This is a genomic window from Leptolyngbya sp. PCC 6406, assembly GCF_000332095.2.
Classification (GTDB): domain Bacteria; phylum Cyanobacteriota; class Cyanobacteriia; order Phormidesmidales; family Phormidesmidaceae; genus PCC-6406.
The window spans coordinates 1062935-1086190 of the sequence record NZ_KI913949.1 but is presented as its reverse complement, the minus strand read 5'-3'; the positions used below and the strand labels follow the sequence as shown (position 1 = coordinate 1086190).

The window sequence follows — 23256 nt, the reverse complement described above, 5'->3', positions numbered from 1 at the left end:
TTCAATCGCACCATGGCTAAGCCCTTCAAGTGGAACTACACGGGTAAGCCCTTGGTCGCATAAATGCCTTGGCCACTTCCGCCAAGCAGTACTAGGGCCTGGGGACAATTCTCGGAATGACAAATGGGACTTTTAAAACATCCTCTAAGCCTTGCCTAGGTCAGTCGCTACAGCTCCAGCGTAAAAAACATAGTGGTTCCCTGATTCGGAGCGCTTTCAGCCCAAATCCTGCCGCCGTGGCGATGGATAATGCGCTGCACAATGGCCAATCCGATACCCATGCCCTGAAAGGTGTCGCCGCTGTGGAGCCGTTGGAAGGGGCTGAAAAGTTTGTCGGCATAGGTCATGTCAAAGCCGATGCCGTTGTCTTGAACGTAGAGGACGCCATCGGGGCGGCAGCCGATGGTGATGCGGGCGGGGGTGGCATCGCGGCTAAATTTCACCGCATTTTCCAACAGGTTAGTGAAGACCTGCTGCAACAGGGCGCTGTCACCGTTAACGGTGGGGAGAGGATGGGTTTGGATACTAAGATGCTCAAGGGCCGACCCTTGAGAGCCATCACCCGTTTCTGGAGGCAGAAGATTGAGTAGGGCTAGCGAGGCTTCCACCAGAGACCCTAGATCTACGGGACACAGTTTTAGCTCCCGTCGTCCAGCACGGGATAGGGTCAAGAGACCGTCGATGAGCTGCTCCATTCTGAGACTGCTGCGCTGAATCACCCCGATGTAGTGAGAGATCTTGGCATCCTCTGTGGCTATGGGGCCAAGTTGCCGCTGGAGGGCGGCAATAAAGCCGTTGATGTGACGCAGGGGAGCCCGCAGGTCGTGGGATACGGAATAGGAAAAGGATTCCAGTTCTCGGTTAGCGGCCTCTAGCTGACGGGTTTTGGCGGTTAGGGCTTTCTGGGCCTTGACCCGGTCCGTAATATCGCGGGAGGTGCCAATCAGGGCATAGACTTCTCCGTTGGGACGCCTGAGGGGAATTTTGTAGGTATCTACAAAGCGCTTTCCTTGGGCCGTATCCATGGTCTCTTCAATATGGAAAATCTCTCCAGTGGTGAACACTTGATGATTTTGGCGTTCATAACAGGCGGCCTGCTCAGGCGCAAAGATCTCGGCTACGGTGTGTCCTTCAAACTGATTTCGTCGCCGTCCCGCTGCGGCAGCTACGGCCTCATTGCCCAAGGGCATTTGCCCCGTTGCCCGATCTACCACAAAGATTTGGTCTGGCAGGGCGTTAATGAAGGTCATGAGTTCGGCGGTGCGCTGTTCCACCAACTGCTCTAGGTGCTGGTTTTGGCGGGCTAGTTCTTGGTTCAGGCGGATGACTTCCTCCTCAGCGCGCTTGCGTTCATCGATGTCGCGCACCAAAATCAGCACCTCATCCGTTGTTAGGGGGACAATGCGGGCCTCTTCCCAGCGGAGTTGATCCGCAACGGCAATTTGAAATTCATAAATCTGGGTGCGCCCCGTTGCGATCGCGCAGGCTGCAACTATCAGTCGCTGCTCCACAATTGAGGCAGGAAGCATGTCCTGAATCATGCCCCCCTTAGCCTGGGGTAAGGGCACCACCACCGGATAGTCCGGCGGGTAAGACAAATCCAGGCATTTGCCATCGATCCGTTGGCGAATCAGCATATCCGGCAGAGCATTGATGATCGCCTGATTGACCGCCTCACTCTGGCGCAGGGCGGCTTCTGTCTGTTTGCGATCGCTGATCTCAATGACAAGGCCATCCCAGATCCAACTGCCGTCGGGTTGGGGCTCAGGTTTGGCCACGGCCTGAAACCATTTGATCTGCCCAGAGGGATGCATGATGCGGTGCTCGTAGGACCAAACGGTGCCCTGATCAATGGCCACCTGGATGGACTGACTGAATCCTGCGACATCGTCGGGATGGACCAAGGCCCAAACAGATCTGCTGTCGGCGTACACCGTTTCGGGGTCTAGTCCCCACAGATTGCGACAGGCGGCACTGACATAGCTAAAGCTGTCCCGGCCATCGGGGTAAGTGTGGTAGCGGCAGATAATTCCCGGCATATTCGCCGCTAGTCGTTGAAAGCGGACTTCACTGGCCTGGAGGGCTGAATTGGATCGCTGACGCTCTAACTCGGCGGTGGCGCGGGCGGCAAAAATCTGCAAAATATCTCGGATGTATTCTGGATCTGCCATGGGTCGAGTATCCAGAACACAAATTTCCCCCAACGTTTCTCCATCGCGGCTCACAAGGGCAACGCCCACGTAGCTCTGGGCCTGCATAGTCACCAAATCTAAGTCCGCTGGAAACGCCTCCATTACGCCCTGGGGACAGAGGTAATACCCTTGGCGTAAGGTACGTTCGCAGGGGGTGCTGTTGACGACATAGGTAAAGCAAGATTGGGGCTGGTTGTGGCTCCAGAAGGCCAAGGTCGAGAGCTGCCCCGCCTGGGAAACTTCGCTAATGAGGACGTAAACGACGCCGAGGGCGGTGGCCAGATGTTGGGCTAGGGCGTCGAAAAAATCCTCCCCGGTGAGGGCGGCGGTGCCTTCAATCACATGACGGAGAGCCTTTTCGGCCCGGACCCGATCGGTCACATCTCGGCAGTGGGTGACAATGCCGTGAACAATGGGGTCGTGGAGCAGGTTGATGCTGCTGGATTCAAAGGTACGCCAGGAACCGTTTTGGTGTCGTAGGCGATAGGTGATGAAGGGAAGATTCACACCAGGTTGGGCCACGATCAATCGCATCCGGTCTAGAACTATAGTCTGATCTTCAGGATGCAGATATTCGGCGACATGGCGGCCCACCAGGGCTTGGGGAGTATAGCCCAGGTTCCGTTCTACGGCGGGGGACACGTACTGAATGATGTCCTGGTCGCGGGTAATCACCACAATTTCTGAGGCTTGTTCCGTCAGAGCTTGAAAATAGTGCTGCTGGCGGCGCAGGGTGTTCTCTAGCTGTTTGCGATCGCGGATGTCTCGAATGGTGGTGGAGAGCATAGACACCATGCCGCTGTCGTCCTGATGGGCGGTGATGACTTGGGAGACGGGCACAACTTCCCCCGCCGCACTAATCAAGGCAGATTCGCCCCGCCAAGTCCCCGTCGCGATCGCAGTGGGAATCCCAGTTTCCAAGAGGGTAGTCCAGGCTTCGGAGGGATAAAAATCCTGAATCAGACCCTGATGGATCCACCCGCTCTCTCCGAGCTGGGAACTGGCACTCTTGCCCAAAAAACCCTCCAGAGCCGGGTTCAGATAGATAACCCGCCCATCCAATGTGGCCATGCCAATGAAATCAGCAGTACTTTCGATGATTTCCAACAGCTCCTGCTGCCGAACCATAGCCAACTTAAGATCCGTCAAGTCTCGAATGGTGGTGACAAAGCCAGAAACCTCCCCATTGGCTTCCGCATAGGGAATGCAGGTGACACTCCGGAACCGCCGCCCTAAGTGAGGAAAGTCAAACCAACGGGCATAGTGAATGGTTTCTCCGGCCAAACATCGCTTCAGGAGGGGCTGGAGACGATGGATAAAGGCATCCCGCCCCAGCACCTCCGCCACGGTACGCCCCAAAATAGACTGGCCATCCTCGCCATACCACTCGGTATAGGTTTGGTTGGCAACTTGATAGCGATAGTTTCGATCCACCAGACAGATGCCATCGTTGGCAGCCTCCACCATTTGCACATAGCGATGGAGGGACTGTTCGGTCTGCTTTTGGGTGAGGATGTCCTCGTAGGCACCCACGACGCCGACAATGGCGTCTTCTGAAGATTCTCCAGCACCTCCCCTAGACTGCCGCAGAGGAACCTTGTTGGTCCTCACCCAACGTTGCAGGCCATCGGGGTAGTTTTGGCAATGTTCGACTTGGAGATGGGGGCGACCCGTGGCGATCACGGCCTCATCAGCCCTGCGATATTGGCTGATTTGTTGTGGACTAAGCCCCAGCTCCTCATCGGTTTTGCCAATAATCTGAGCCGGGTCCGAACGCCCCATGTCCTCGGCGAATTGGCGATTGCAGCCCAAAAATCGTCCCTGGACATCTTTCCAGAACACTCGCTGGGGCAGGGTGTCTAGGATCGTCTGGAGCAGTTGCTGGGAAGCCGAACAGTCTGCCATGGCGACGGTGGCATAGCTGGGCTGACCCGCTGTATCCCGAATACCCGATACACTCCAGGTGATGGGGCGATAGGTTCCCTCAGAGGTGACCAAATTGCAGTGAACGGTTGTGGGCTCTCCATCCCCCTGCCAGCAGCCTTGCCAAGCCTGGGTCACGGCTGATCGCGCTGGAGGGTCGATAAAGGCGATCGCAGGTTGCCCCACTACCTGCTTTCGGCTATAGCCTAGGGTCTTGAGCCAATAATCACTGACGAGGGCAATGGTGCCATTGGGGCGTAAGGTCCAGAGCAGGGCTGGGGTGCGTTCGTAGAGGGTGCGATAGCCCCTTGGGGTCGGTCTCTGACCATCACAACTATTGCTAAGGGTGACCATGATGGATTGGGGTTGGGTGAGATTCAGGAACGATCCATCCCGGCCCCGTCTTTCCACGACAGGCGGAAAGCGGAGCCCATGGGCTGCATCCAGTCTGGGTAGTCTGGATGGGTGGCTCCACCGACGACCCTACAGGCCATTCATATACCGGCCCCAGAGGGCGGCGGCTTGGCCACTACTGCCGCTGGTGGGTTCATTATCATCATTGCCTAGCCAAATACCGGTCACCAGATTGCGACTGGGGACATAGCCCACAAACCACAGATCTCGGTTGTCATTCGTGGTCCCGGTTTTCCCCGCTTCTCCCAGTCCCAGGGCCGCTGCCCGTCCGGTGCCGCTCTGTACCACCCCCTGAAGGAGGCCCGTGAGCTGATCGGCAATTTGCGGGGCCAGCACCTGCTGCTGGGTGTCTCCGGTTTGGCCAAATTCGTAGATCACCCGACAGCTATTGGCATCGTTAGGGTCGGTGCAGTCGCTGCTGTCCAGTACCCGCCGAATGCCATGGGGCGGATTCCAGACCCCGCTATTTGAGATCGCACCAAAGGCTCCCGTCAGATCTATCGGTGTCACCTCACTTTCCCCCAACACCAATCCCGGCGACAGCCGCAGTTCTGTGGTGATGCCGAGGCGCTGGGCCACCCGCACCACCGCGTCTAACCCCACCTCCTGGGCCATCCGCAGCGCCACCACATTGTCTGAGCGGGCCATGCCCCCATACATATCCACCGCGCCGCCGCCAGAGCGACAGCCTTCAAAAAACTGGCCCTCCCAGTTCAGTCCGCTACAGTCCCAAGCCCGACCGGGGGAGATCCCCGCCTCCAACGCCGCCGCAAAGGCAAACACCTTGAAGGTAGATCCCGGTTGCCGCAGGGCCTGGGTCGCCCGATTGAACTGGCTGGTCTGGTAGTCGGCCCCCCCCACGAGAGCTTGGATTTCGCCATTTTGGCTGTTCAAAGTCACCAGGGCTCCCTGGGAATAGCCCAGGGCTTGGCCATTACTGGCGATATCCTCCGCCAGGGTCCGTTCCGCCCGCGTTTGCAGGGTTAAATTAAGGCTGGTCTCAACAATGAAATTGCCCTCCCGCGCCAACTCTGCCCCCAGTACCCGATCCAGCTCATCAAAGACATGGCTGTAAAAGTAGGGAGCACGAATACTCTGCAACTCCTGCCGTGCCCTAGGGCTAATCTCAATCCGCGATCGCCGTGCCCGCCGCGCCTCCTCAGTGCTGACCATCCCCAAAGCCGCCATACGATCTAAAACGCGATCGCGATAGGCCACCGCCGCCTCATAGTTCTGCACCGGGTTAAACGCATTGGGGGCAGGCAAAATCCCCACCAGCGTCGCCGCCTCCGACAGATCCAGATCTGACGCCGACTTGCCAAAGTAAAACTGAGCCGCATCCTCAAAGCCGTAGAGATTGCCCCCCAAATACACCCGATTCAGGTACAGCAACAACAAATCATTCTTGCTGTAGAAGCTCTCCAGCTTCAGCGCCACCACCGCCTCTCGCACCTTGCGTCCGGCAGAATCCTCCGTCCCCACATATTCCCGATAGATGCTACGGGCAAGCTGCTGGGTCAGCGTACTGCCCCCCTCGCGAATCTCCCCCCCGCGCACATTGGTCACCAAGGCCCGCGTCACCCCCAGGGGATCCACCCCCAAGTGCCAGTAGTAGCGGGAATCCTCCGACGCCACCACCGCCTTGGGCAGAAAGGCCGAAAACTCCCCCAGTCGTCGCTTTTCCTGGTGGGCTTGGGTGGGCTCGGGCCGCAGAGGCACCGTCTGCCCCCCCTCCTCGGCGTAGATAATCACCGGCCCCTGCACCGACTCCGGCAGCGGTCGCAGGGGAATCCGAGGCCATTCCAACCCCACAATCCACAGCCCCACCAGCGCCGTGAGGCCACTGAAGCCGTAGAGGCTATAGCGAGCAGTCCGCACATACCAAGGCGGCGGATCAATGTAATGTACCGTTACCGCATCGGCCAAGTCCGCTGGCCCCAGGGTGAGCCGATCCCCGTGCTGCAAGATCCAGTAGTTCAGCCGCTTTTTGCCCCGATACAGGCCGTTGGTAGAGTTTTTATCCTTGAGGATAAAGGGCCGTCCGGGCCGATTGGGGTCGCGGGTGAGGGAGGCGTGAACCTGGCTGACGATGGGGCTATCAATCGTGATGTCGCTGTTCTGGGAGCTGCGGCCCACAATGTAACGGTCCCCCAGCAAGGGATAGCGCTGCTGTTCGCCCTTCACCTCTACCTCTAGGAGGGCTGGACGCGCCCCCGATTTGAGAGTCAGTTCTTTGAAGTTGACCTGCTGTTTAACCGCCTTCAGAGCATGGGTAACAGTACCCAAAAAGGTCCGAGGGGGCGGGTTCGGCGGCGGGGAGGGGCTCATACGGATCTAGAGAAAGCTTTGCCCTATTCTACGAACAATATCGGGTAACGGCGGTTTCTCCTAGGGACTGCATCTGGCCCCCTAGAAACTCAGGGCAATCCGTTTCCCCACAATCCTTCAACTCCCCCACCAGTCGCGCATACTTGCCAGCAAACAGGTGGAGCTCATCTTGGGCGCGGGTCATGGCGACATAGAGCTGACGGCGGGCGATCGCTGCAATTTCCCCATCGTCATTGCAGCAATCGGCAAACTGCTCCACCCACAGCAGCAGCACCACTTTGAACTCCAGACCCAGGGATGATAGAGCCGTTACGATGCGAATACCGGAAGCAGTGGCACTGTAGGTCTGTTTGCTGGCCGTGCTCTGGGTTACCCAGTAGGGCCGCAGATCCATATCAGTCAAGCGCTTCAACAGGTCTTGGAAGAGGGCTTCATCTCGTTTTTCCTTGCGGCGGTAGACGATGGCCAGATCTGCTGGTGAATAGCCGCTCTCACACAGCGATCGCACTTTCTCCAACAATGCCTCAACCGCATCGGGGCGGCTGGTGGCCAGGTGGAGTGTAGGCCGGGGGCCACGGCGGAGAGCCGCTGAGGGCTCGACGGCGGGAAAAGTTTCATCATCCCCATCGGTGCCTGTTCCCTGCACCACTGACCAAGCCGCTGACAAAATCTCTTGGGTGTTGCGATAGTTCTGGTTGAGGCGCTTGGAGCGGCCTAGGGCTTGGACGCCAACTGACTTCCAAGTGAACTTACGGCGCTTGTAGAGACTCTGGCTACCATCATTTACGATCAGCAAATCACCGTTCTCAGGGTCTTTCAGGGCCGCCACACAGCATAGGAACCAACTGCTGGAGAAGGTATGTCCTTCATCCACCAACACGGAATCGTAGTGATCTGTGGGGGGCAGTTCAACGAGGCGTTTCAAGACCTGCTGGCCTAGAAAGTCGTTATATTCCTCTTCATCAGCAAATTCTCGATGGTTGGGCAAACTGCCCAGCAGCGATCGCGCCCAATCGTGGAAATGTCGCACTTCTATTCGTTGGCGATACTGAGGGTTACGGCCATCCCCATGGAGAGTAGATCGCAGGTGAGCCGCTAGGGTGGTGTTGAAGCACAGCACCAAAATGCGGTGGGCCTGGAGACGATTGGCCAACGCTTTGGCACGGGCCAGCAGAATTAGGGTTTTACCGCTGCCAGCCACCCCAGAGAACACCCGATGGCCATCTTTCATGCGGCGGGTCAGGCGCTCCTGCTCCACATCCAGACTCAGCAGCACCGTGGCATCTTCAGGCAGATCTGGCACTTCATCGCCGGGGTAGAGCGGCAGGCTCATTTGGGTGGCAGGCACCTCTTTGATAGCCATTTCAGGATGAAGACAGCCCTTGATCGTGCTGATTTGATCAGGGGTGAGACAGGAAAAGGCAAAGTCCACGGTAAACATGGCTTTGAGGCGCTGGACCAAGGCATCGCCTGTGCAGTTAGCCCAGTCCAAAACTTCGTCTCGGTAGGCTGTTTGGGGCTTTTCTAGGAGGCCATAGAGGTTATCTTCACGAGCCTGGGCCTCAGTCATGTTGCTCATGATCGCCCCCACCCCCACGGGGAAGGACAATCGGCCCTGGTAGTTGCCCTCTGGTTGGCAGATGATGGGATAGCCCATCAGCACATCAGATACCTGCCCAAAGTAGCCATGACCCTGGCGCAGCGGAGAGGGATAGCTTTCTAACTTGACCGTATTTCCCCGCTTCCAGCGCACGTCAAAAGTGCGATCGCTAGCCCGTTCAATCTGCTTGGCATACCAGCCCTTCACCTCCAGAATCAGCACCCCAAACCCCGGCCCCAACACCAGGAAGTCAGGGTAGAAATTTTTCACCCGAGGTTCGTACCACACCAGAAAGTCATGGGGTAAGCGATCGCGCAAAATTGCGAACAGCATCTGCTCTCCCTGACTAGCCTTTCCCGGAATAGCTTCGGGAATCATTTGAGCCATTGGGTTTCAGCCGACAGACCCTAATGAGCCTGAAGTGCGGCCTCCAGCTTGGCAATACGGGCCTTTAGTCGTTTCGTTTGGGGGCTGCTGTCATTACTGGGACTCAGAGAATGCTCCAGCGCTGGGATAGTCACCTTGGCGCGATCGCAGCCTTCTTCAGCAGCACAGGTTTCGATTTGTTGATATAGCTCAGGCGCAATCCGCACAGAGCCCAGTGGTTTCGGCATGGTGGGTAATGATGACACTGATTTAATTCTCAGATTACCCCTGATGACAATTTAATAACGTCACCCCTGATTGCTGATGACACTCTCCGACCCAACCTGATGACAGATAGTGATGACAATCTGATTACACGATGATGGCAACTTGATGACACCCCCACAGCAGGCTATTTTCAGCCTGTCATCAGCGCTTCTTATGAATTGGCAGACAATCCACGGAAAATCAAGGGTTTCAGCCGTTTGCCCCATGATGACCACTGATAAGGAATCCTGAAGCCAACTTGCTCCAACGAGAAACCAAGGGTTTCAGCACCCCCAACTGTCCGAAAAGAAGCTATTTTATGGACAGTAGTACAGAAAGACTATGATGCTGGTTCGGCAGAAGAATTGGGTCTATCGCAGCCGCGAACACCTCACCGCCGAGGAAGTGGAGCGGTTGATCGAGGTGGCCGGGTTGCGGGGCGCTATCCATGGCGAGACAGCACCCTGCTACTGGTTATGTTTCGCCACGGCCTCAGGGCCGGGGAAGCTTGTTTGCTGAAGTGGGATGCCGTCATGGTGGAAGCCCGCAGCATCAGCATCACCAGGCTCAAAGGCAGCATGAGCGGAGTGCATCGCCTCCAGGAGGATGAACTAGAGGCCCTGGCGGAGCTGCGATCGCAGTTTCCCGACAGCGCCCACGTATTCACGGGAGAACGACGCAAGGCGTTGACCACAGGCGCGATCGCCAAAATCATGAAGCGGGCTGGGGAGTTGGCAGAGCTGCCCTTACCTGTTCACCTCCACATGCTGCGCCACTCCTGCGGTTACTTTCTGGCGGAACAGGGCTTACCCACCCGCGACATTCAGGAATACCTGGGCCACAAAAACATCCAGCACACGGTTAGGTATACCGCTGCCAACCCAGCTAGGTTTGATCGCATTCAGTGGGAATGTTGAAGGTAGTTATCTCTGAAGAATGTACGAATTTTAAGCTGAGAGTAGTCTGGCATCAGACTGGAACCCAGAATCTCTTCTCTTGCTTACGCAGTGTTTCCTGTTCGCGCTGATTTTACAATATCTGAGATGGAAAAATCCAAACAAATTCTGTACACTGCCGCGCTTGATAGCACAGGGAAATTAGTTCTTATTGATGCAGCAGACAAGATACAGATTTATGCCTGCCCAATTTGCAAGGGGCAGATGATTCCTCGGAAAGGAGAAAAAAAACGTCACCACTTTTCTCACAAAGCACTGACAGAGAACTGTACACCTGAATCAGTACTGCACTACAGCTTCAAAAAGCTTATAGCCCAAAAGCTTGAAGCACACATCGCATCCAAGGAGGCACTACAGATTACTTGGGGGTGTCGCTATTGCCTAGAAGAACATACTGGCAACTTAGAGGGTGTCTGAGAAGTAGAAAGGCCCTCAAAAACGCTACTCTATCAGTCAGTAAGTACACTTGATAGGGTTTTTGAGGGCAATGCGATTATCCTACCCCACCGATTTGACTGATGAACAATGGGATATTCTCTCTCTCTTGATTCCTCCGGCGAAGCCTGGTGGACGACCTCGGAGCACGGATATGCGAGAAGTGGTCAATGCGATTCTGTACGTTCTGGACAATAGCACCAAGTGGCGGTGCTTACCCCATGATTTCCCGAAGGCCAAAACGGTCTACCATTATTTTCGCCAATGGCGCAATGATGGGGTGTGGGAACACATCAATCACCGATTGCGGGAGTTGGTGCGGTTAACGGAGGGGCGCGAAGCGTCTCCCAGTGCAGCGGTGATGGATAGTCAGTCGGTGAACAGCGATGTCTACATTTCGGAGTCGGTCGGCTTCGATGCAAACAAAAAGGTCAAAGGTCGGAAGCGAAACGTGGTGGTCGACACAATGGGTTTAGTGCTGATGGTTGTGGTTACCGCAGCGAGTCTCCCTGAGCGGGATGGCGCACGAAAGGTGCTAGAAAAAATGCATCAGGTTAGTCAGTGGTTCACTCGCCTGTGTGTCATTTGGGTTGATGGGGGATATAGCGGTAACGATTTCATGAAAGAGATCATGGACCGCTTTCGATGGGTGATTGAGGTGATCAAGCGCCCCGACTGTGCGCAGGGATTTGTGCTGTTACCCAAGCGGTGGGTGGTGGAGCGCACATTTGGCTGGTTTACTTTTTGCCGCCGCTTGAGTAAAGACTATGAGCGCCTACCAGAGACCGCTGAGGCATGGATTTATGTGGCCAATATTCGAGTCATGTTAAGGCGACTAACGTGCTAATTCATACCTACATTCCAGCTTTTCAGACACCCTCTTAATTAAACAGGCGACTCGTGTTGCAATTGAACATGATCTTGGTCGTTGTCGGCCAGATGTCGCTCTCTTCAATGCATCAGGGAAGGTGATTGCAGTTGTTGAGATTGTCGTCACACATGAACCAGAGACCAAGGTTCTCGACTACTATGAGCGGCAAAAGATTGGGGTAGTTATTTTTCGTATCAAATCTGAAGCAGACCTTGACAGGATTTCATCCTCAATGATTCCAGACGACGTATTGTCCTGCCTGAATCCAACGTGCAAGCGCTGTGGCTGTCGCACCAACCGTAAGGACCTAGCTGTCATCCAAAGTCACTGTAAATGGTGTCAGCAGCCAATGCTGGTTGCAGCAAACTTGAGCAAGGGAATCTTATGCGGCAATTTTTTCCCTTCAGATTTAAAGGTGGCTGAACAGAAAGGCGTGCGGATTCGCTATTGGGATAATAAGCAATCTAATTGGTCATACCCCACCAGTGCCTGCCCTAAATGTAGCAGGACTGTAGGTTTGAAATGGCTTTGGGATGAACATGTAAACCCAGATCTTGACTTGCCAAAGGAGATAATAGCAACTGGACATGTCTGTAGTAACTGCGAGATTAACTTGGACGGTGAAAAAACCGTTTATCGAAAAAGATAAACTTTCACAGCATTGATGATTTACCAGTGTTGAAAATAACATGCATGTCTTCTAGAGCGAATAGAAAATAGTCAGGGTGGCTCTTACAAAGCTGTCCTATGTCCTGTAGGACTGTCCTATGGTTCCCGTGGGTTTGACGACAACCGTTGGCCGTGGCCGCAATTTTTGGCTCAGTTTTTGGCTCACTTTCCGGCCCTTGTCCTGTCAGTGGGTAAGCAACCGCAGGACAAGCAAACCACAGGCTACCCCCAGCAACGGCGTCGAGATGGCCACCACCCGACTCGATAGCCAAGGCGGTAGGTAGATATCCACCACAGGTTGCCCGGTGGGGGTGAGGCGTTCGGCCCAGGTTCTGAGGGGACACTTCATCCCATTGCTGGCATAGATCACCACCTCGATCGCGATAGTGACAAAGGCGATCGCCGTCCACACCGAGAGCTGATTCACCATCCCGCAGTAGAGCAAAAAGAGGATCGCGCCAAACATGACCCCAAAGACCAGGGTGTGTAGCGCTCTGATCAGCGTCAGCATAGCCTTCGCCCAACCGAGGGAACCCCCAAAGCATACCGGGCTCCCGCCTTAGCCCAAAGGGCATGGATGGAGCAGGTCAGGGTCTGGCATGATAGGGGTGCAGCCCCTAGGATGGATACATGAGAACGCCACATCCAGACATTGTTGTCATGAGCCCCGATGGGGAATATCTGGCGGTTGTTGAGATTAAGCTCACCGATACACCAGATGACCATAACGGTGCTGTTATGCAGTTGAAACACCTGATGACAGCTATGGGTTGCTCAGTGGGCCTAGCCGTGACAGGAGAGCGAATTTCTCTGCTAAAAGATTCGCTAGAAAAACCCCACGGAGAATCCATTGCCGTCGTCGGTGAGGCAACCTTACCCGAGTCTCTACTGCCCCCAGCGGACGATCAGTGGAAAGGGCAACGGGGCCTTGAATTTGAATCTCGGGTACAACGGTGGCTAGAACACTTGAAACAGACACCGACAAGCCTAGCAGCGCTCCCTAAAGATCTCAGAACACTGCTAGGAGAGCCGATTATCAACCTGCTAAAGTTAGGTGAAATTCGGGCCGCTGGTCCCAGATGGAGCAGAATTGCCAGTTGAAGCCGAGCATAGTTTTCGTTGAAACCAATTGGGTCGTTGATGTCACCGCCCCCGCCCACTTGCAAAGCCCACAAGCGATTCAGTTGCTAGAACGCGCTGATGCGGGTGAGTTTCAGCTTTTCGTCCCTGCCATCTCTCTGATTGAGGCCCGCGAAACCGTACCCCGTAGGTTTGCCCCGCGATCGCGGTCCACAGATTTGCGAAAATTTGTTCGATGGGCAAGGGAAGCTAATTACATTAGTGCTGATGATGCAGAGGCGACGTTTCGAGTATTTGACCAATTCGATGGACTGGTGACCAACGAAATCACCAAGGTTTCGGAGAGAATCAGTCAACTATCATCCCATTCAGGACTCAAGATTTTTCCACTTTCAGAGGCGATGCTAGCGCGTCAAATCACCATCGGCGCGATGGATCTGACTTTGAAGCCTTATGATCTAGCCATATTAGCGGCTGTATTAGTTAAATCCGAAGAATTGCAGCAAGCAGGGCACCCCTGGACTGGCTTTTGTGAACTGGATTCAGATCTCCAACCCTGGGATAAAACAGGCAGTCGAAAATCCACGCTGAGCGATCTTTACAATCAGTCGCGGGTATGGGTCTATGGCGACTTTTTGTTAGAAGATATTGACCCAATCCCGCCAGCTTGGTAAGAGGGGGTTTGATAAAGGGGTCAGGGTGTAAAAAAGCTCTCCAGGCATAAGCTGAACATGACGCATCAGTTTCCCAGAGAGCATGAGCAAAGCATATCCGAGTGATCTCACCCACGACCAGTTGGAGTTGATTGCCGCTAGATTGCCTGCCAACAAGGAACGGGGCCGGCCTCGCAGCACTGACCTATGGGCAGTCCTCAACGCCATCTTCTACGTGCTGTGCGAAGGGTGCACCTGGCGCGGTCTACCAGGAGACTTCCCCCCCTGGCAAACGGTTTACACCTACTTCCGTCGCTGGAAAAAAGACGGCACCTGGCAGAGGATTCATGACGAGTTCTATGTCCTGACCCGTTTGGTTTCGGGTCGTGCCGAAAGCCCCTCAGAGTTGATCATCGATAGTCAAAGCGTGAAAACGGCTAACTTTACGCATGAGGATGTGGGCTATGACGGGGCCAAGCACATCAAGGGTCGCAAGCGTCACCTAGTCGTCGATACCCTGGGTTTGGTGTTACGGGTGCTGATCACTGCGGCCAATGTCGGTGAACGCGATGGGGCCAAACAAGTGCTGGCAAACGTTAAGGCAATGGGGCAGAGGGTCTCTCGGGTGATCACGGTGTGGGCCGATGGCGGTTATGACGGTAACCCCCTCTATCGCTGGGGCATTGATGTGCTGGACTGGGTGATTTGGGTGACCTTACGCCCCACGGAGCGCAAGGAATTTGTCCCTGTCCCTCAGCGTTGGAAGGTAGAACGTACTTTTGGCTGGTGGAACCGCTACCGACGCTTGAGCAAGGATTATGAACGCTTGACCCAGACCAGTGAGACCTTTATCTATCTGGCCATGATCCGCATTATGGTGCGCCGATTGGCCTAATTCGATACCCGCTTCGATTTCTCAAACACCCTCTAAAGCGCGATCGCCTCTACAAAATCATCCCAGAAACACGAAAAGCCCTAGTGTCAGGGCTTTGGGGAGAATGGACGTAACTGGACTCGAACCAGTGACCCCCACGATGTCAACGTGGTGCTCTAACCAACTGAGCTATACGTCCTTGCAGAGAATCAAAGTAACATACTCGACTGAGGAGATGCAATCGAGGATTGCGGTACGGATTGCGCCAACAAGCGTGTAGAGCCACCCGACCATCCCCCCTACTCCGGCCCAGAAGCTTGGGAGCGGCGGCGGCGGCAGCGCTCCGAACAGTACTTCACCTGATCCCAACAGTCGGCCCATTTTTTGCGCCAAGTGAAGGGCCGCTGGCAGACAGGGCAGACCTTGACGGGCAGATCAGATTTAGCGCGATCGCGTCCCATTCACAGTCCTCCCATTCACAGTCCTCCCATTTACAGTCCAGGGGATGAGGGAAACGGCGAGGAGCCCAGCCCCTTACCCCTAGGCTACCCTGTCGGCAAGTTCTGGGTTCCCGCTTGGCAACCCAGGGGCAATCTGGGGCATACTCCGAAGGCTGGGATGATCTTCCAGAGCCATGCCTTACGATTCTGGAGGGGGATCTGCCCTGTCTCAGATCTACCCCGTCTCAGATCAATGCGGACCAATTGCGATCGCTGTGATGTCTAAGTCCACTGCTACCGCCGCTGCTGATCCAGCCCAGCCCCCTCGGGTGTCTGTGATCGTGCCCATCTACAACGGCGCGGCGGATATCCCCGAGTTGGGGGCTTGCCTCTTGGCCCAGACCTACCCAGCGGCAGGGGTGGAATACTTGCTAGTAGACAACAATAGCCAAGACACCACCCCTGAATTGATCCAAGACTTCGCGACCCAAGCGGCAACCCAGGGACTGCGGGTGGTGTCCTTAACCGAGGCCGAAATTCAAAGCTCCTACGCTGCCCGTAATCGCGGCATTCGGGCAGCGGTGGGGGAACTTTTGGTGTTTACCGATGCCGATTGCCGTCCTGAACCGGACTGGCTGGCAAACATGGTGCAGCCCTTTACCGATCCAGATGTGGCCCTAGTGGTGGGCGAGATCCGAGCCTTACCGGGTCGGACGTGGCTAGAGCAATATGCTGAATATCGGAGCGTGTTGACCCAGGCATACACCTTGGCCCACAGTTTCTATCCCTATGGCCAAACCGCCAACCTGGGGGTACGACGGGTGGCTTTGGAAAAGGCGGGGCTCTTTCGGCCCTACTTAACCACGGGGGGAGACGCCGATCTATGCTGGCGGGTGCAGATGGCGGGGTCTTGGCGGGTCGAGTTTGCAGAAACGGCCATTATTCGCCATCGCCACCGGGCCACGTTTTCAGAACTGGCGAGCCAGTGGCGGCGCTATGGGCGCTCCAATCGCTATCTCCATGACCTGCACGGCGTTCCCCTGCGACCCGAGATCAGCCGCCGACAGCAACAAGCCCATGTCCTGCGCTGGCTGTTTAAGGAATTACCCAAAAGTACTTGGCGCTGGCTGCGGGGGCGGGCTCCAGCGGTGGCGATGGTGGCGGGGCTGGTGGATCTGTTTTGTGCGCGATCGCGGGAGCAAGGGCAGCGCGATGCCCAGTTACCCGAGGCGGCGCGACAGATCGAATGGCTTACCCCACCAGTACCAGACGATCAAGTTTCCCCCTCCAAATAACTCCGAATAACTCCGAATAACTCCGAATAAGCCAGACCCCATGCCCAAAGTCACCGTCTGTATCCCCACCTATAACCGGGCCGAGATCCTGCCCTATGCCGTCAACAGCGTCCTCAACCAGACCTATGGCGACTTTGAGCTGATCATCTGCGATGATGCCTCCCCCGACCAAACCTCGGAAGTTGTAGCCCAGTGGCAGGATCCCCGTCTGCGCTACATTCGTCATCCCCAGAACATCCAGCGCAGCCGCAACATGCGCTCTGGCTACGAAGCTGCCACTGGAGATTATTTTGTCAAATTCGACGATGACGATGCCCTGACCCCGGAATTTCTCGCCCAAACCGTAGCGGTGCTGGATCAGCACCCTGAGGTGGATTTTGTCTGCACCGACCATTGGGTGATCAACGCCCGCAACCAGCGGGATGAAGCCGCTACCCAGGCCAACTCTGCTAAGTGGGGCAAGGATCGGCTGACCCACAGTGTCATTCCCGATCTGGTGACGGAAACCTTTGAGCACCAGAGTTTGCAGGTGGGCTCTACCCTGTTCCGCAGATCCAGCTTGGAGGCAGTGGACTTTATGCGGTTCGAGGCCGATGGCTGTGAGGACTTTGACCTGTTGGTGCGGCTGGCGCTGGCGGGGCAGGTGGGCTATTTCATCCCGGAGCGGCTAATGGAGTACCGCTTCCACGGTGGCCAAACCAGTCTACGGCAGGATATTCATTTCCTCTCCGCCAAACTGTTTTGCCTGGAGGACTATCGCTTTGACCGTCCTGAATTGGAGCAATCCCGCCGGAGCAAGATCCAGGGTCTAAAACAGGTGCTAGCCCTAAGACTGATTGAAAAAGGGGAGGATCAACGGGGGCGGCAACTCCTCACAGAACTCTGGCAATCGGGCCACAACTCCCGTCGCGCCCAGATCGGGCGGCTCCTCTCCCGCCTGCCTCTAGCCCTGCGGCGGTGGGTGTTTCAGGGTTTCCGTCAAGTTCGGGCGAAGGATTATAGTGAGCGGGTGAGGGGTGAGGGGTGAAGGGTGAGGGGTGAAGGGGTGAGGGGTGAATTGTCGCACCAGCCCAACATTTTCCGGTCCCCTCTCCCCGTGGGAGAGGGCTAGGGCTTCGGCGTGAGCTCAGTCGAACGGTGAGGGGCCGAGTGTGCCACGATGGAACGGCCAGGGTATTTACGCCGCACAGTACTAGGCCGACTTGAAAAAGCGGATGATTTCGCGAACATTTTCTAGGACGCGCCCATCCTCAGAAACTTGCGCGATCGCAGTTCGAGCATCACGAGCCAGTTGGGTATGGGCAGCCTGGTTATCGCTCATCAGATTGCGATGTTCTGCCGCCAGATTGGTTAGATCTTGACGCAGGGTTTTCAACGTAGTTTCCTGCGTTGTGGCCCAACTGTCTGAATGGGACTGATCCAGGTTGAGTTGATACCGTAGATCCTTCACCTGAGAGACCATATCCATCACCCGCTGCCGTAACTCCATGACATCCTCACGGGGATACTGCACCTCCTTGCGAATAGCGCTGAGCCGCATCGCCAGATATTGATAAAACGACACCGCAGGCCGCAACCCCGTCAGCAATAGGGCTGCCGCCGAACTGATATAGCCGATGGGACTAATGCCGATCGCCGCCAACCCATACAACCCCAGCGCCGACACCCCATGGAGGGCAATCGCCACCCACAGCGATCGCTGCGCCACCACCTGCACATAGCGCACCTGACCCATATCCACCGTGATCTCCTTCCGGCGAGACTCCGCCGCCTCCGCCAATACCCCCTTGGCATCAAAGTAGATATTCCACGGCACCGTCACAATTACCAACAGCCACCAAAAACTCGCCGTGCCAATCACCCAATCCAAAAAGTTGCCCGCAGGCACTTGCAGCCACTGCAAAAGACCAAATACCAGTAGCAGCACCAGCGCCAGAACGACCGAAGAAAAGGCAAATCCACTCATAGCCCGAGAATTCATAGCCAGCCTCCGCAGCACATATGCTGAATTATGGGCCGACCATGGGGAAATACCGGGAACCTGTGCCAGTTTGCCTAACCTGATCCCCTACAGGTACTTGCCCAGCAGAAGCCGTAGCTTCTCCAGGGTGGCGGCGGGAGCCTTGTCCAAAGGCGTAATCACCGCATATTTGAGGGCCGAGTGGGCCTCAGATGCTGGCGGATTAGCGTGAAGGCGTTCCACCACCGTTTGAATCACCCGCTGAGCATTGGTGGCATTTTTCATCAGATTGCCAATTACCATCTCCACCGTGACGCTGTCATGGTCAGGGTGCCAGCAGTCATAGTCCGTCACCAGCGCCAACGTCGCGTAGGCAATCTCCGCCTCCCGCGCTAGCTTCGCCTCTGGCAGATTAGTCATGCCAATGATCGTCGCGCCCCAACTGCGGTAGAGATTAGACTCCGCTCGGGTAGAAAAAGCCGGTCCTTCCATACAGACATAGGTGCCCCCCCGGTGCAAGGTGACCTCAGGCAGCGCTAGGCTATCCACCGCATCAGCCAGGACTGCTGCCAAATTCCCACAGATGGGGTCGCCAAAGGCAATATGGCCGACAATCCCTTCCCCAAAGAAAGTAGAGACTCGATTTTTCGTGCGATCAATGAACTGATCCGGCACCACCATGTCTAGGGGCTTGGCCGCTGCCTGCAAGGAGCCCACCGCCGAGGCGGAAATCAAGTACTCCACCCCCAGGGTTTTCATAGCGTAGATGTTGGCGCGGAACGGTAGCTCCGAAGGCATCAGGGTATGGTTGCGCCCGTGGCGGGCTAAAAATGCCACCCGTGCCCCCGCCAAGGTGCCCACAATTAGGGCATCGGAGGGAGGCCCAAAGGGGGTCTCGATGCTCACTTCTTCAATATCTGTGAGGGCATCCATTTTATAGAGGCCACTACCGCCGATGATGCCGATTTTTGCCTGGGCTGTCATGGGAATTAGGACGCAACGCCGTTAGTCGCAGCGGGTTGAATAGGAGCGAGTTGATTGTAGCGAGTTGCGTCCAGAGAACGGTACCCCTGTCTTGGATCGGAAAATTTCATCTCCATTCCTTGACAGATTGACACACTACATTTTGCGCTATGCGTAATACGTGCTATCACTGACAATAAGGCATGTGCCCTAGGCACGATCGCTAGGGCTGAGTTATGGCATTTGGATCGGTTTCTACTCCATCCAACTGGGGCATCCACCACCATGAGTTCAATGGACTCCTTTGCATCCTGGTCGAGTCGGCCAGTATCGGATCTACAGGCGCAACTATATGGCCACTTGGCCGAATGTCGCCATCAAGAAAGCACTGAAGCATTGCTCCAGCGATTCCAATCGCTATTTATCGAGGGCAATCGCTACGGGGATGAGGAAATTTGGGCGGCCCTGCTGGAGCTGATTTATCAGCCCGAAGCCGAGCGGGAGTTTAAGTACACCCTAAACCGCTGTAGCTATACCCTCGTCAATCCCTGGTATACCCAACCCCGCGATCACTGGGCTATTCCCGCCTTAGTGGATCTGTTTGACCAGATTCCCGCAACCACCACCGATACGGAGGATGCGACTTGGCGCATTCGTCAGCTTAGCCAAAACTTTACCACCACGGAACAGTTCGCCTCCCTACGACGGTTGGCGGCGCTGTTTGAGCCCACGACTGATGAGGCCGAGGCGGTAAATTTTGAGGATCAGTCCGTTGCCCAGCAGTTGCGTCACTATCCCTTCCTACATGACAGTAGTCTTTTGGTGACCAAGGACAGCGATCGCGAACAAAAGGATCGCGCTCACAATTTGCGCCAGCAGAGTGAAGCTCAGTTGGGCATCAAGCTAGCCCGCTATTGGGCACAGTGCCGATTGGGCACCGGCGGCTCCTTCCCCAACCCCACCCGGCTACCCGACGATGAGCTAAGGCAGGCGCTGGAATACTACACGGGTAAGGTGGAGGGCAATCGCAGTCACCGGGACATCGCCAAGATGTTCGAGACCTATCGACAAACCGTGCGCTCCTTCCGCGAGTTTAAGGAGGAGTTTCTGGAGTATTTACTGGCTCCCCTGACCAATGCTGATTCTCGGTATCACAACAACACCTTTACCCGCTCTCTACGGCAGTTTGTTCGGGAAACCATGCGGGAGTTTGACGATCAATGTCCCAAGGATTTCACCATCGTCACCTTCTGCCGCCGCTTGCTAAACTTCCTGGTGATCCACAGTCGCAAGGAACCTATTTTCCGTCGCTTTCGCCAACTGCTGAATGATGTCGGCTCCAGTGTGACCATGGGAGTGTTGCTACGGGTTGTACTGTTCTGCGCCACGGTGAAGCCCTGGCTGGAGAATAGGATGGCGATCCTGTTCAATCACCACGAACCAACCCGCTGTGGTGAGGCTCCCTGGCTGATTGAAGCTCTGGAGCATACGAATGTGGCCCTGATTACCAACTTCAATAACGTGGGTTATTCCTTCTAGTGCGTGTGGACAATTAACGAGTTCTGTAGGGTGCATTAGCGAAGCAATGCACCGCATAGGTGCCACGCTAAATTTCAGCATTCACAGAGCACGAGAGTCATTCTTCAGCCCTGAACAATGGGGATGGGCTTGACCTGGGTGTTACGGGTGAGGATGCGAGGACGGCAAAAAATACGCAGCAGCAGCCACAGCGATCGCAGTTCTCCTGGGGAATTCCACCGCTGCCACTGGCCGGGACGGCAAAACAGTAGTTCGACTAACTGTCTCTGCTGCGGTAGGGACAGGGGAGCAAAGCGGATCTGTGCTTCCATCCCAACATCGCCACTACCGATTGCCACCAGGGTGCCAGGAAGGGCGAGGGATTCCTCCGCCAGCACCAGCGTCACAGGGCGGGTTTCACCCGGTAGTAAAGGGGGTAAATCCGACTGAGTCAGAGTAATTTTAGCCCCCTTTTCCGAGAGTTCCACCGTGGTTCCCCACCAGGAAGTCCGGGGTGAATTTTCTGCAATGGTTAGAGACTGGCCCCAAGGGGCCATCGCACCTGGGATTTCTGCACCTAGGCCAGGGGATAGGATCAATCGCACCACCCGCCGCAGCCCCAGCCACACGGCGGGGTCTGGATCCGGCACATCCAGCAGGGTAAAAAGTGCGATCGCGATCATCACCAGGTTGTAGGCTCCCCAGATCCACCCCAGTCCCAGCCCAGGGGGAGCATTAAGCGGCGGTGGCGTTGTCCAAGCGATGGCCAGACTAACCGCCGTGAGGCCCCAGGTTATCAGCAGAGGCCATGCCAAAGACCAGTTGAAGCGAAAGCGATCGCGCCGCTGCCCCTTCGGCGTCACGGAAAAACCCTGGGCAAAGGGGCGTAATAGGGCCTGCACCACCGTCACCGCCAGGGGAAACACCAGCACCAGGGAATAGATATCCGACAACAGCGCCGATCGGGAACGGTGGTTGAGCCAGGAAAACACCGTCAGTTGAACGAAATAGTAAGGGGCAAAAAAATACAGCGCCTCCGCTGCCGTCGCCTGGATCGGAATCACGCCAAACAGGGGATAGGCCAAGGGCATCAGCAGGAACACCAAGCGGGGAATACTGCCAAACCAGTGCAATAGCCCCTCCAAATGGCCCAGCCGTTGCAGCGGTCTCAGCCCCGGAATTGTCAGGGGATTGGAGTCGATGAAAAAGGCTTGCAGCGTGCCCCGCGCCCAGCGGATGCGCTGGGTGGCCTGAATGCCGATGGTTTCCGCCGCCAAGCCCGCACTCAGCTTTTCATCCAGGTACACCACCCGATCTCCCTGGGCGGCAAGGCGAATGGCGGTGAAATAGTCTTCGCTGAGGGAATCGGTGACAAAGCCTCCGGCCCGCTCTAGGGCGCTGCGGCGCACCACAAAGGAGGTACCGGAGCAGACCACACTACCCACCCCATCCCGCATGGGCTGGATCTGGCGGTAGAACACCTCTTCATCGGGGGTGAGAATGCCCTCCAGCCCCAAATTGCGGGCAATGGGGTCGGGGTTGTAAAAGCTCTGGGGGGTTTGCACCAAGGCCAAGTGGGACTCTTGAAAAAAGCCTAGGGTGCGGTGCAAAAAGTTTCGCGTCGGCACAAAGTCCGCATCGAAGCAAGCGATGAGTTCCCCTTGGGTGTGGGCAAGGGCGTGGTTGAGGTTGCCCGCCTTGGCATGGCGATTGTCAGGCCGGGTCAGGTATTCACACCCCAGTTCCGTCGCCAAGGCCCGGATTTCAGGACGGCGGGTATCGTCCAGCAGATACACCGTCTTGTGGGGGTAGGCCAACGCCTGACAGCCGATGATTGTGCGCCGTAGGATGAATTCGGGTTCGTCATAGGTGGGGATCAACACGTCCACTGTCGGCTGGTAGTGGCCCGAGATCACGTCTTCCTGGAGTTGCGCGGCCTGGGATCTGCGATCGCGGATTCCCAGCAACAACAGCAGTTGAATCACACTGCCCGCAATCCCCAGCAACTCCATGCCCAGTAGTAGCAAACTGGCAGTCCCATTCAAGGGCGTGCTCAGGTTCAAGGTCGAGAGCATCCGCCAGCCCAGATAACGCATCAACAGCGCCAGCAAAATCACCACCACCCAAAAGCGAGACCAGCGCCTCGGCACCCGAGACCCTTTCGTAATCCCCCAAGCCACCCCACTCAGCACCACCGTCGGCAGCAATAGGGTTTTGACCGTGCCCTCAGGCGCTTGAACCCACATAGGCGGATAGGCTTGGTCTAGAGCCAAAGCCTGGAAAAATTCAGCGACGGGATTGTTCCCGACAAACCAAGCAACCATCAGTACGCAGATTCCCAGCACCGATCCCACCACAATCCCCGTCGCCCAGGGGACCCGAGACCGTTGCGTCACCCGAGGGGTAAATCTCAATGAAGGCTTAGAGGAGAGAGGTTTCACAGGAGTAGATG

Annotated in this window: 20 protein-coding genes and 1 tRNA gene; 11 read left to right on the top strand and 10 right to left on the bottom strand. The window is 56.0% G+C overall.

All coding sequences use genetic code 11. The annotated features are described in order from the left end of the window. Window positions 1-167: 167 nt before the first annotated feature. The 4 genes from LEP6406_RS29965 to LEP6406_RS0205075 form a co-directional block, all read right to left on the bottom strand. Window positions 168-4469 carry a PAS domain S-box protein gene (locus LEP6406_RS29965; protein ID WP_008308472.1) on the bottom strand — a complete coding sequence of 1434 codons (4302 nt, stop codon included), beginning with the start codon at window positions 4467-4469 and terminating at the stop codon, window positions 168-170. Window positions 4470-4598: 129 nt separating this feature from the next. Beyond that, a complete protein-coding gene (locus LEP6406_RS0205085; protein ID WP_008308473.1) occupies window positions 4599-6857 on the bottom strand; it encodes a transglycosylase domain-containing protein in 2259 nt (752 codons plus the stop codon). Between the two features lie 28 nt (window positions 6858-6885). After that, window positions 6886-8844 (bottom strand): NERD domain-containing protein, encoded by a 1959-nt coding sequence (locus tag LEP6406_RS0205080; protein WP_008308474.1) that lies wholly within the window; start codon window positions 8842-8844, stop codon window positions 6886-6888. A gap of 20 nt (window positions 8845-8864) precedes the next feature. Beyond that, window positions 8865-9071 (bottom strand): hypothetical protein, encoded by a 207-nt coding sequence (locus LEP6406_RS0205075; RefSeq protein WP_008308475.1) that lies wholly within the window; start codon window positions 9069-9071, stop codon window positions 8865-8867. Window positions 9072-9432: 361 nt separating this feature from the next. Between LEP6406_RS0205075 and LEP6406_RS33765 the strand changes: the two genes are divergently transcribed. From LEP6406_RS33765 to LEP6406_RS32655, 5 genes are all read left to right on the top strand, one after another. Next, entirely contained in the window at window positions 9433-9609 is a 177-nt protein-coding gene (locus tag LEP6406_RS33765; RefSeq protein WP_008308476.1) for a hypothetical protein, read from the top strand. Then, a complete protein-coding gene (locus tag LEP6406_RS26615; RefSeq protein ID WP_008308477.1) occupies window positions 9567-10007 on the top strand; it encodes a tyrosine-type recombinase/integrase in 441 nt (146 codons plus the stop codon). The genes LEP6406_RS33765 and LEP6406_RS26615 overlap by 43 nt, the downstream gene beginning before the upstream one ends. A 126-nt stretch (window positions 10008-10133) precedes the next feature. Beyond that, entirely contained in the window at window positions 10134-10463 is a 330-nt protein-coding gene (locus tag LEP6406_RS0205065; protein ID WP_008308478.1) for a competence protein CoiA family protein, read from the top strand. Between the two features lie 70 nt (window positions 10464-10533). Further along, window positions 10534-11328 carry an IS5 family transposase gene (locus tag LEP6406_RS0205060; protein ID WP_027268711.1) on the top strand — a complete coding sequence of 265 codons (795 nt, stop codon included), beginning with the start codon at window positions 10534-10536 and terminating at the stop codon, window positions 11326-11328. A gap of 121 nt (window positions 11329-11449) precedes the next feature. Continuing rightward, window positions 11450-12001 carry a hypothetical protein gene (locus LEP6406_RS32655; protein ID WP_155834633.1) on the top strand — a complete coding sequence of 184 codons (552 nt, stop codon included), beginning with the start codon at window positions 11450-11452 and terminating at the stop codon, window positions 11999-12001. A 204-nt stretch (window positions 12002-12205) separates the two neighbouring features. Here LEP6406_RS32655 and LEP6406_RS26610 read toward each other — a convergent pair whose 3' ends face one another. After that, the gene (locus LEP6406_RS26610; protein WP_008315790.1) at window positions 12206-12532 is read right to left on the bottom strand and encodes a hypothetical protein; all 327 of its coding nucleotides are present in this window, start codon (window positions 12530-12532) and stop codon (window positions 12206-12208) included. Between the two features lie 119 nt (window positions 12533-12651). Between LEP6406_RS26610 and LEP6406_RS0205050 the strand changes: the two genes are divergently transcribed. The 3 genes from LEP6406_RS0205050 to LEP6406_RS0205040 all read left to right on the top strand — a co-directional run bounded on the left by LEP6406_RS0205050 (window position 12652) and on the right by LEP6406_RS0205040 (window position 14649). Then, a complete protein-coding gene (locus LEP6406_RS0205050; RefSeq protein WP_008315789.1) occupies window positions 12652-13122 on the top strand; it encodes a hypothetical protein in 471 nt (156 codons plus the stop codon). Continuing rightward, window positions 13119-13775 carry a hypothetical protein gene (locus tag LEP6406_RS0205045; protein WP_225886417.1) on the top strand — a complete coding sequence of 219 codons (657 nt, stop codon included), beginning with the start codon at window positions 13119-13121 and terminating at the stop codon, window positions 13773-13775. The genes LEP6406_RS0205050 and LEP6406_RS0205045 overlap by 4 nt, the downstream gene beginning before the upstream one ends. Before the next feature lie 82 nt (window positions 13776-13857). Continuing rightward, window positions 13858-14649 carry an IS5 family transposase gene (locus LEP6406_RS0205040; RefSeq protein WP_027268856.1) on the top strand — a complete coding sequence of 264 codons (792 nt, stop codon included), beginning with the start codon at window positions 13858-13860 and terminating at the stop codon, window positions 14647-14649. A 104-nt stretch (window positions 14650-14753) separates the two neighbouring features. Here LEP6406_RS0205040 and LEP6406_RS0205035 read toward each other — a convergent pair. Next, window positions 14754-14827 (bottom strand) — tRNA-Val (locus LEP6406_RS0205035). A 100-nt stretch (window positions 14828-14927) separates the two neighbouring features. Then, a complete protein-coding gene (locus LEP6406_RS30905) occupies window positions 14928-15089 on the bottom strand; it encodes a DUF2256 domain-containing protein (protein WP_071992201.1) in 162 nt (53 codons plus the stop codon). 173 nt (window positions 15090-15262) lie between these two features. On the opposite strand from LEP6406_RS30905, the gene LEP6406_RS0205030 reads away from it, so the two are divergent. Further along, the gene (locus LEP6406_RS0205030; RefSeq protein WP_008313338.1) at window positions 15263-16363 is read left to right on the top strand and encodes a glycosyltransferase family 2 protein; all 1101 of its coding nucleotides are present in this window, start codon (window positions 15263-15265) and stop codon (window positions 16361-16363) included. A gap of 40 nt (window positions 16364-16403) precedes the next feature. Beyond that, a complete protein-coding gene (locus LEP6406_RS0205025; protein ID WP_008313340.1) occupies window positions 16404-17390 on the top strand; it encodes a glycosyltransferase family 2 protein in 987 nt (328 codons plus the stop codon). Window positions 17391-17555: 165 nt separating this feature from the next. On the opposite strand, the gene LEP6406_RS0205020 is transcribed toward LEP6406_RS0205025, so the two are convergent. Beyond that, window positions 17556-18344 carry a hypothetical protein gene (locus LEP6406_RS0205020; protein ID WP_008313342.1) on the bottom strand — a complete coding sequence of 263 codons (789 nt, stop codon included), beginning with the start codon at window positions 18342-18344 and terminating at the stop codon, window positions 17556-17558. A gap of 87 nt (window positions 18345-18431) precedes the next feature. Next, window positions 18432-19307 carry an S-methyl-5'-thioadenosine phosphorylase gene (locus LEP6406_RS0205015; RefSeq protein WP_008313344.1) on the bottom strand — a complete coding sequence of 292 codons (876 nt, stop codon included), beginning with the start codon at window positions 19305-19307 and terminating at the stop codon, window positions 18432-18434. A 264-nt stretch (window positions 19308-19571) separates the two neighbouring features. On the opposite strand from LEP6406_RS0205015, the gene LEP6406_RS0205010 reads away from it, so the two are divergent. Next, on the top strand, window positions 19572-20825 hold the full coding sequence (locus LEP6406_RS0205010; protein ID WP_008313346.1) for a hypothetical protein: 1254 nt from the start codon (window positions 19572-19574) through the stop codon (window positions 20823-20825). Window positions 20826-20929: 104 nt separating this feature from the next. On the opposite strand, the gene LEP6406_RS0205005 is transcribed toward LEP6406_RS0205010, so the two are convergent. Continuing rightward, the gene (locus LEP6406_RS0205005) at window positions 20930-23200 is read right to left on the bottom strand and encodes a glycosyltransferase (RefSeq protein WP_263971136.1); all 2271 of its coding nucleotides are present in this window, start codon (window positions 23198-23200) and stop codon (window positions 20930-20932) included. Window positions 23201-23256: the final 56 nt, after the last annotated feature.

What these genes read in the sequence shown, in the direction of transcription:
- LEP6406_RS29965 (WP_008308472.1), bottom strand. Translation starts at nt 4,469, where the DNA reads ATGGTCACCCTTAGCAATAGTTGTGATGGTCAGAGACCGACCCCAAGG.
- LEP6406_RS0205085 (WP_008308473.1), bottom strand. Translation starts at nt 6,857, where the DNA reads ATGAGCCCCTCCCCGCCGCCGAACCCGCCCCCTCGGACCTTTTTGGGT.
- LEP6406_RS0205080 (WP_008308474.1), bottom strand. Translation starts at nt 8,844, where the DNA reads ATGGCTCAAATGATTCCCGAAGCTATTCCGGGAAAGGCTAGTCAGGGA.
- LEP6406_RS0205075 (WP_008308475.1), bottom strand. Translation starts at nt 9,071, where the DNA reads ATGCCGAAACCACTGGGCTCTGTGCGGATTGCGCCTGAGCTATATCAA.
- LEP6406_RS33765 (WP_008308476.1), top strand. Translation starts at nt 9,433, where the DNA reads ATGATGCTGGTTCGGCAGAAGAATTGGGTCTATCGCAGCCGCGAACAC.
- LEP6406_RS26615 (WP_008308477.1), top strand. Translation starts at nt 9,567, where the DNA reads ATGTTTCGCCACGGCCTCAGGGCCGGGGAAGCTTGTTTGCTGAAGTGG.
- LEP6406_RS0205065 (WP_008308478.1), top strand. Translation starts at nt 10,134, where the DNA reads ATGGAAAAATCCAAACAAATTCTGTACACTGCCGCGCTTGATAGCACA.
- LEP6406_RS0205060 (WP_027268711.1), top strand. Translation starts at nt 10,534, where the DNA reads ATGCGATTATCCTACCCCACCGATTTGACTGATGAACAATGGGATATT.
- LEP6406_RS26610 (WP_008315790.1), bottom strand. Translation starts at nt 12,532, where the DNA reads ATGCTGACGCTGATCAGAGCGCTACACACCCTGGTCTTTGGGGTCATG.
- LEP6406_RS0205050 (WP_008315789.1), top strand. Translation starts at nt 12,652, where the DNA reads ATGAGAACGCCACATCCAGACATTGTTGTCATGAGCCCCGATGGGGAA.
- LEP6406_RS0205040 (WP_027268856.1), top strand. Translation starts at nt 13,858, where the DNA reads ATGAGCAAAGCATATCCGAGTGATCTCACCCACGACCAGTTGGAGTTG.
- LEP6406_RS30905 (WP_071992201.1), bottom strand. Translation starts at nt 15,089, where the DNA reads ATGGGACGCGATCGCGCTAAATCTGATCTGCCCGTCAAGGTCTGCCCT.
- LEP6406_RS0205030 (WP_008313338.1), top strand. Translation starts at nt 15,263, where the DNA reads ATGCCTTACGATTCTGGAGGGGGATCTGCCCTGTCTCAGATCTACCCC.
- LEP6406_RS0205025 (WP_008313340.1), top strand. Translation starts at nt 16,404, where the DNA reads ATGCCCAAAGTCACCGTCTGTATCCCCACCTATAACCGGGCCGAGATC.
- LEP6406_RS0205020 (WP_008313342.1), bottom strand. Translation starts at nt 18,344, where the DNA reads ATGAATTCTCGGGCTATGAGTGGATTTGCCTTTTCTTCGGTCGTTCTG.
- LEP6406_RS0205015 (WP_008313344.1), bottom strand. Translation starts at nt 19,307, where the DNA reads ATGACAGCCCAGGCAAAAATCGGCATCATCGGCGGTAGTGGCCTCTAT.
- LEP6406_RS0205010 (WP_008313346.1), top strand. Translation starts at nt 19,572, where the DNA reads ATGAGTTCAATGGACTCCTTTGCATCCTGGTCGAGTCGGCCAGTATCG.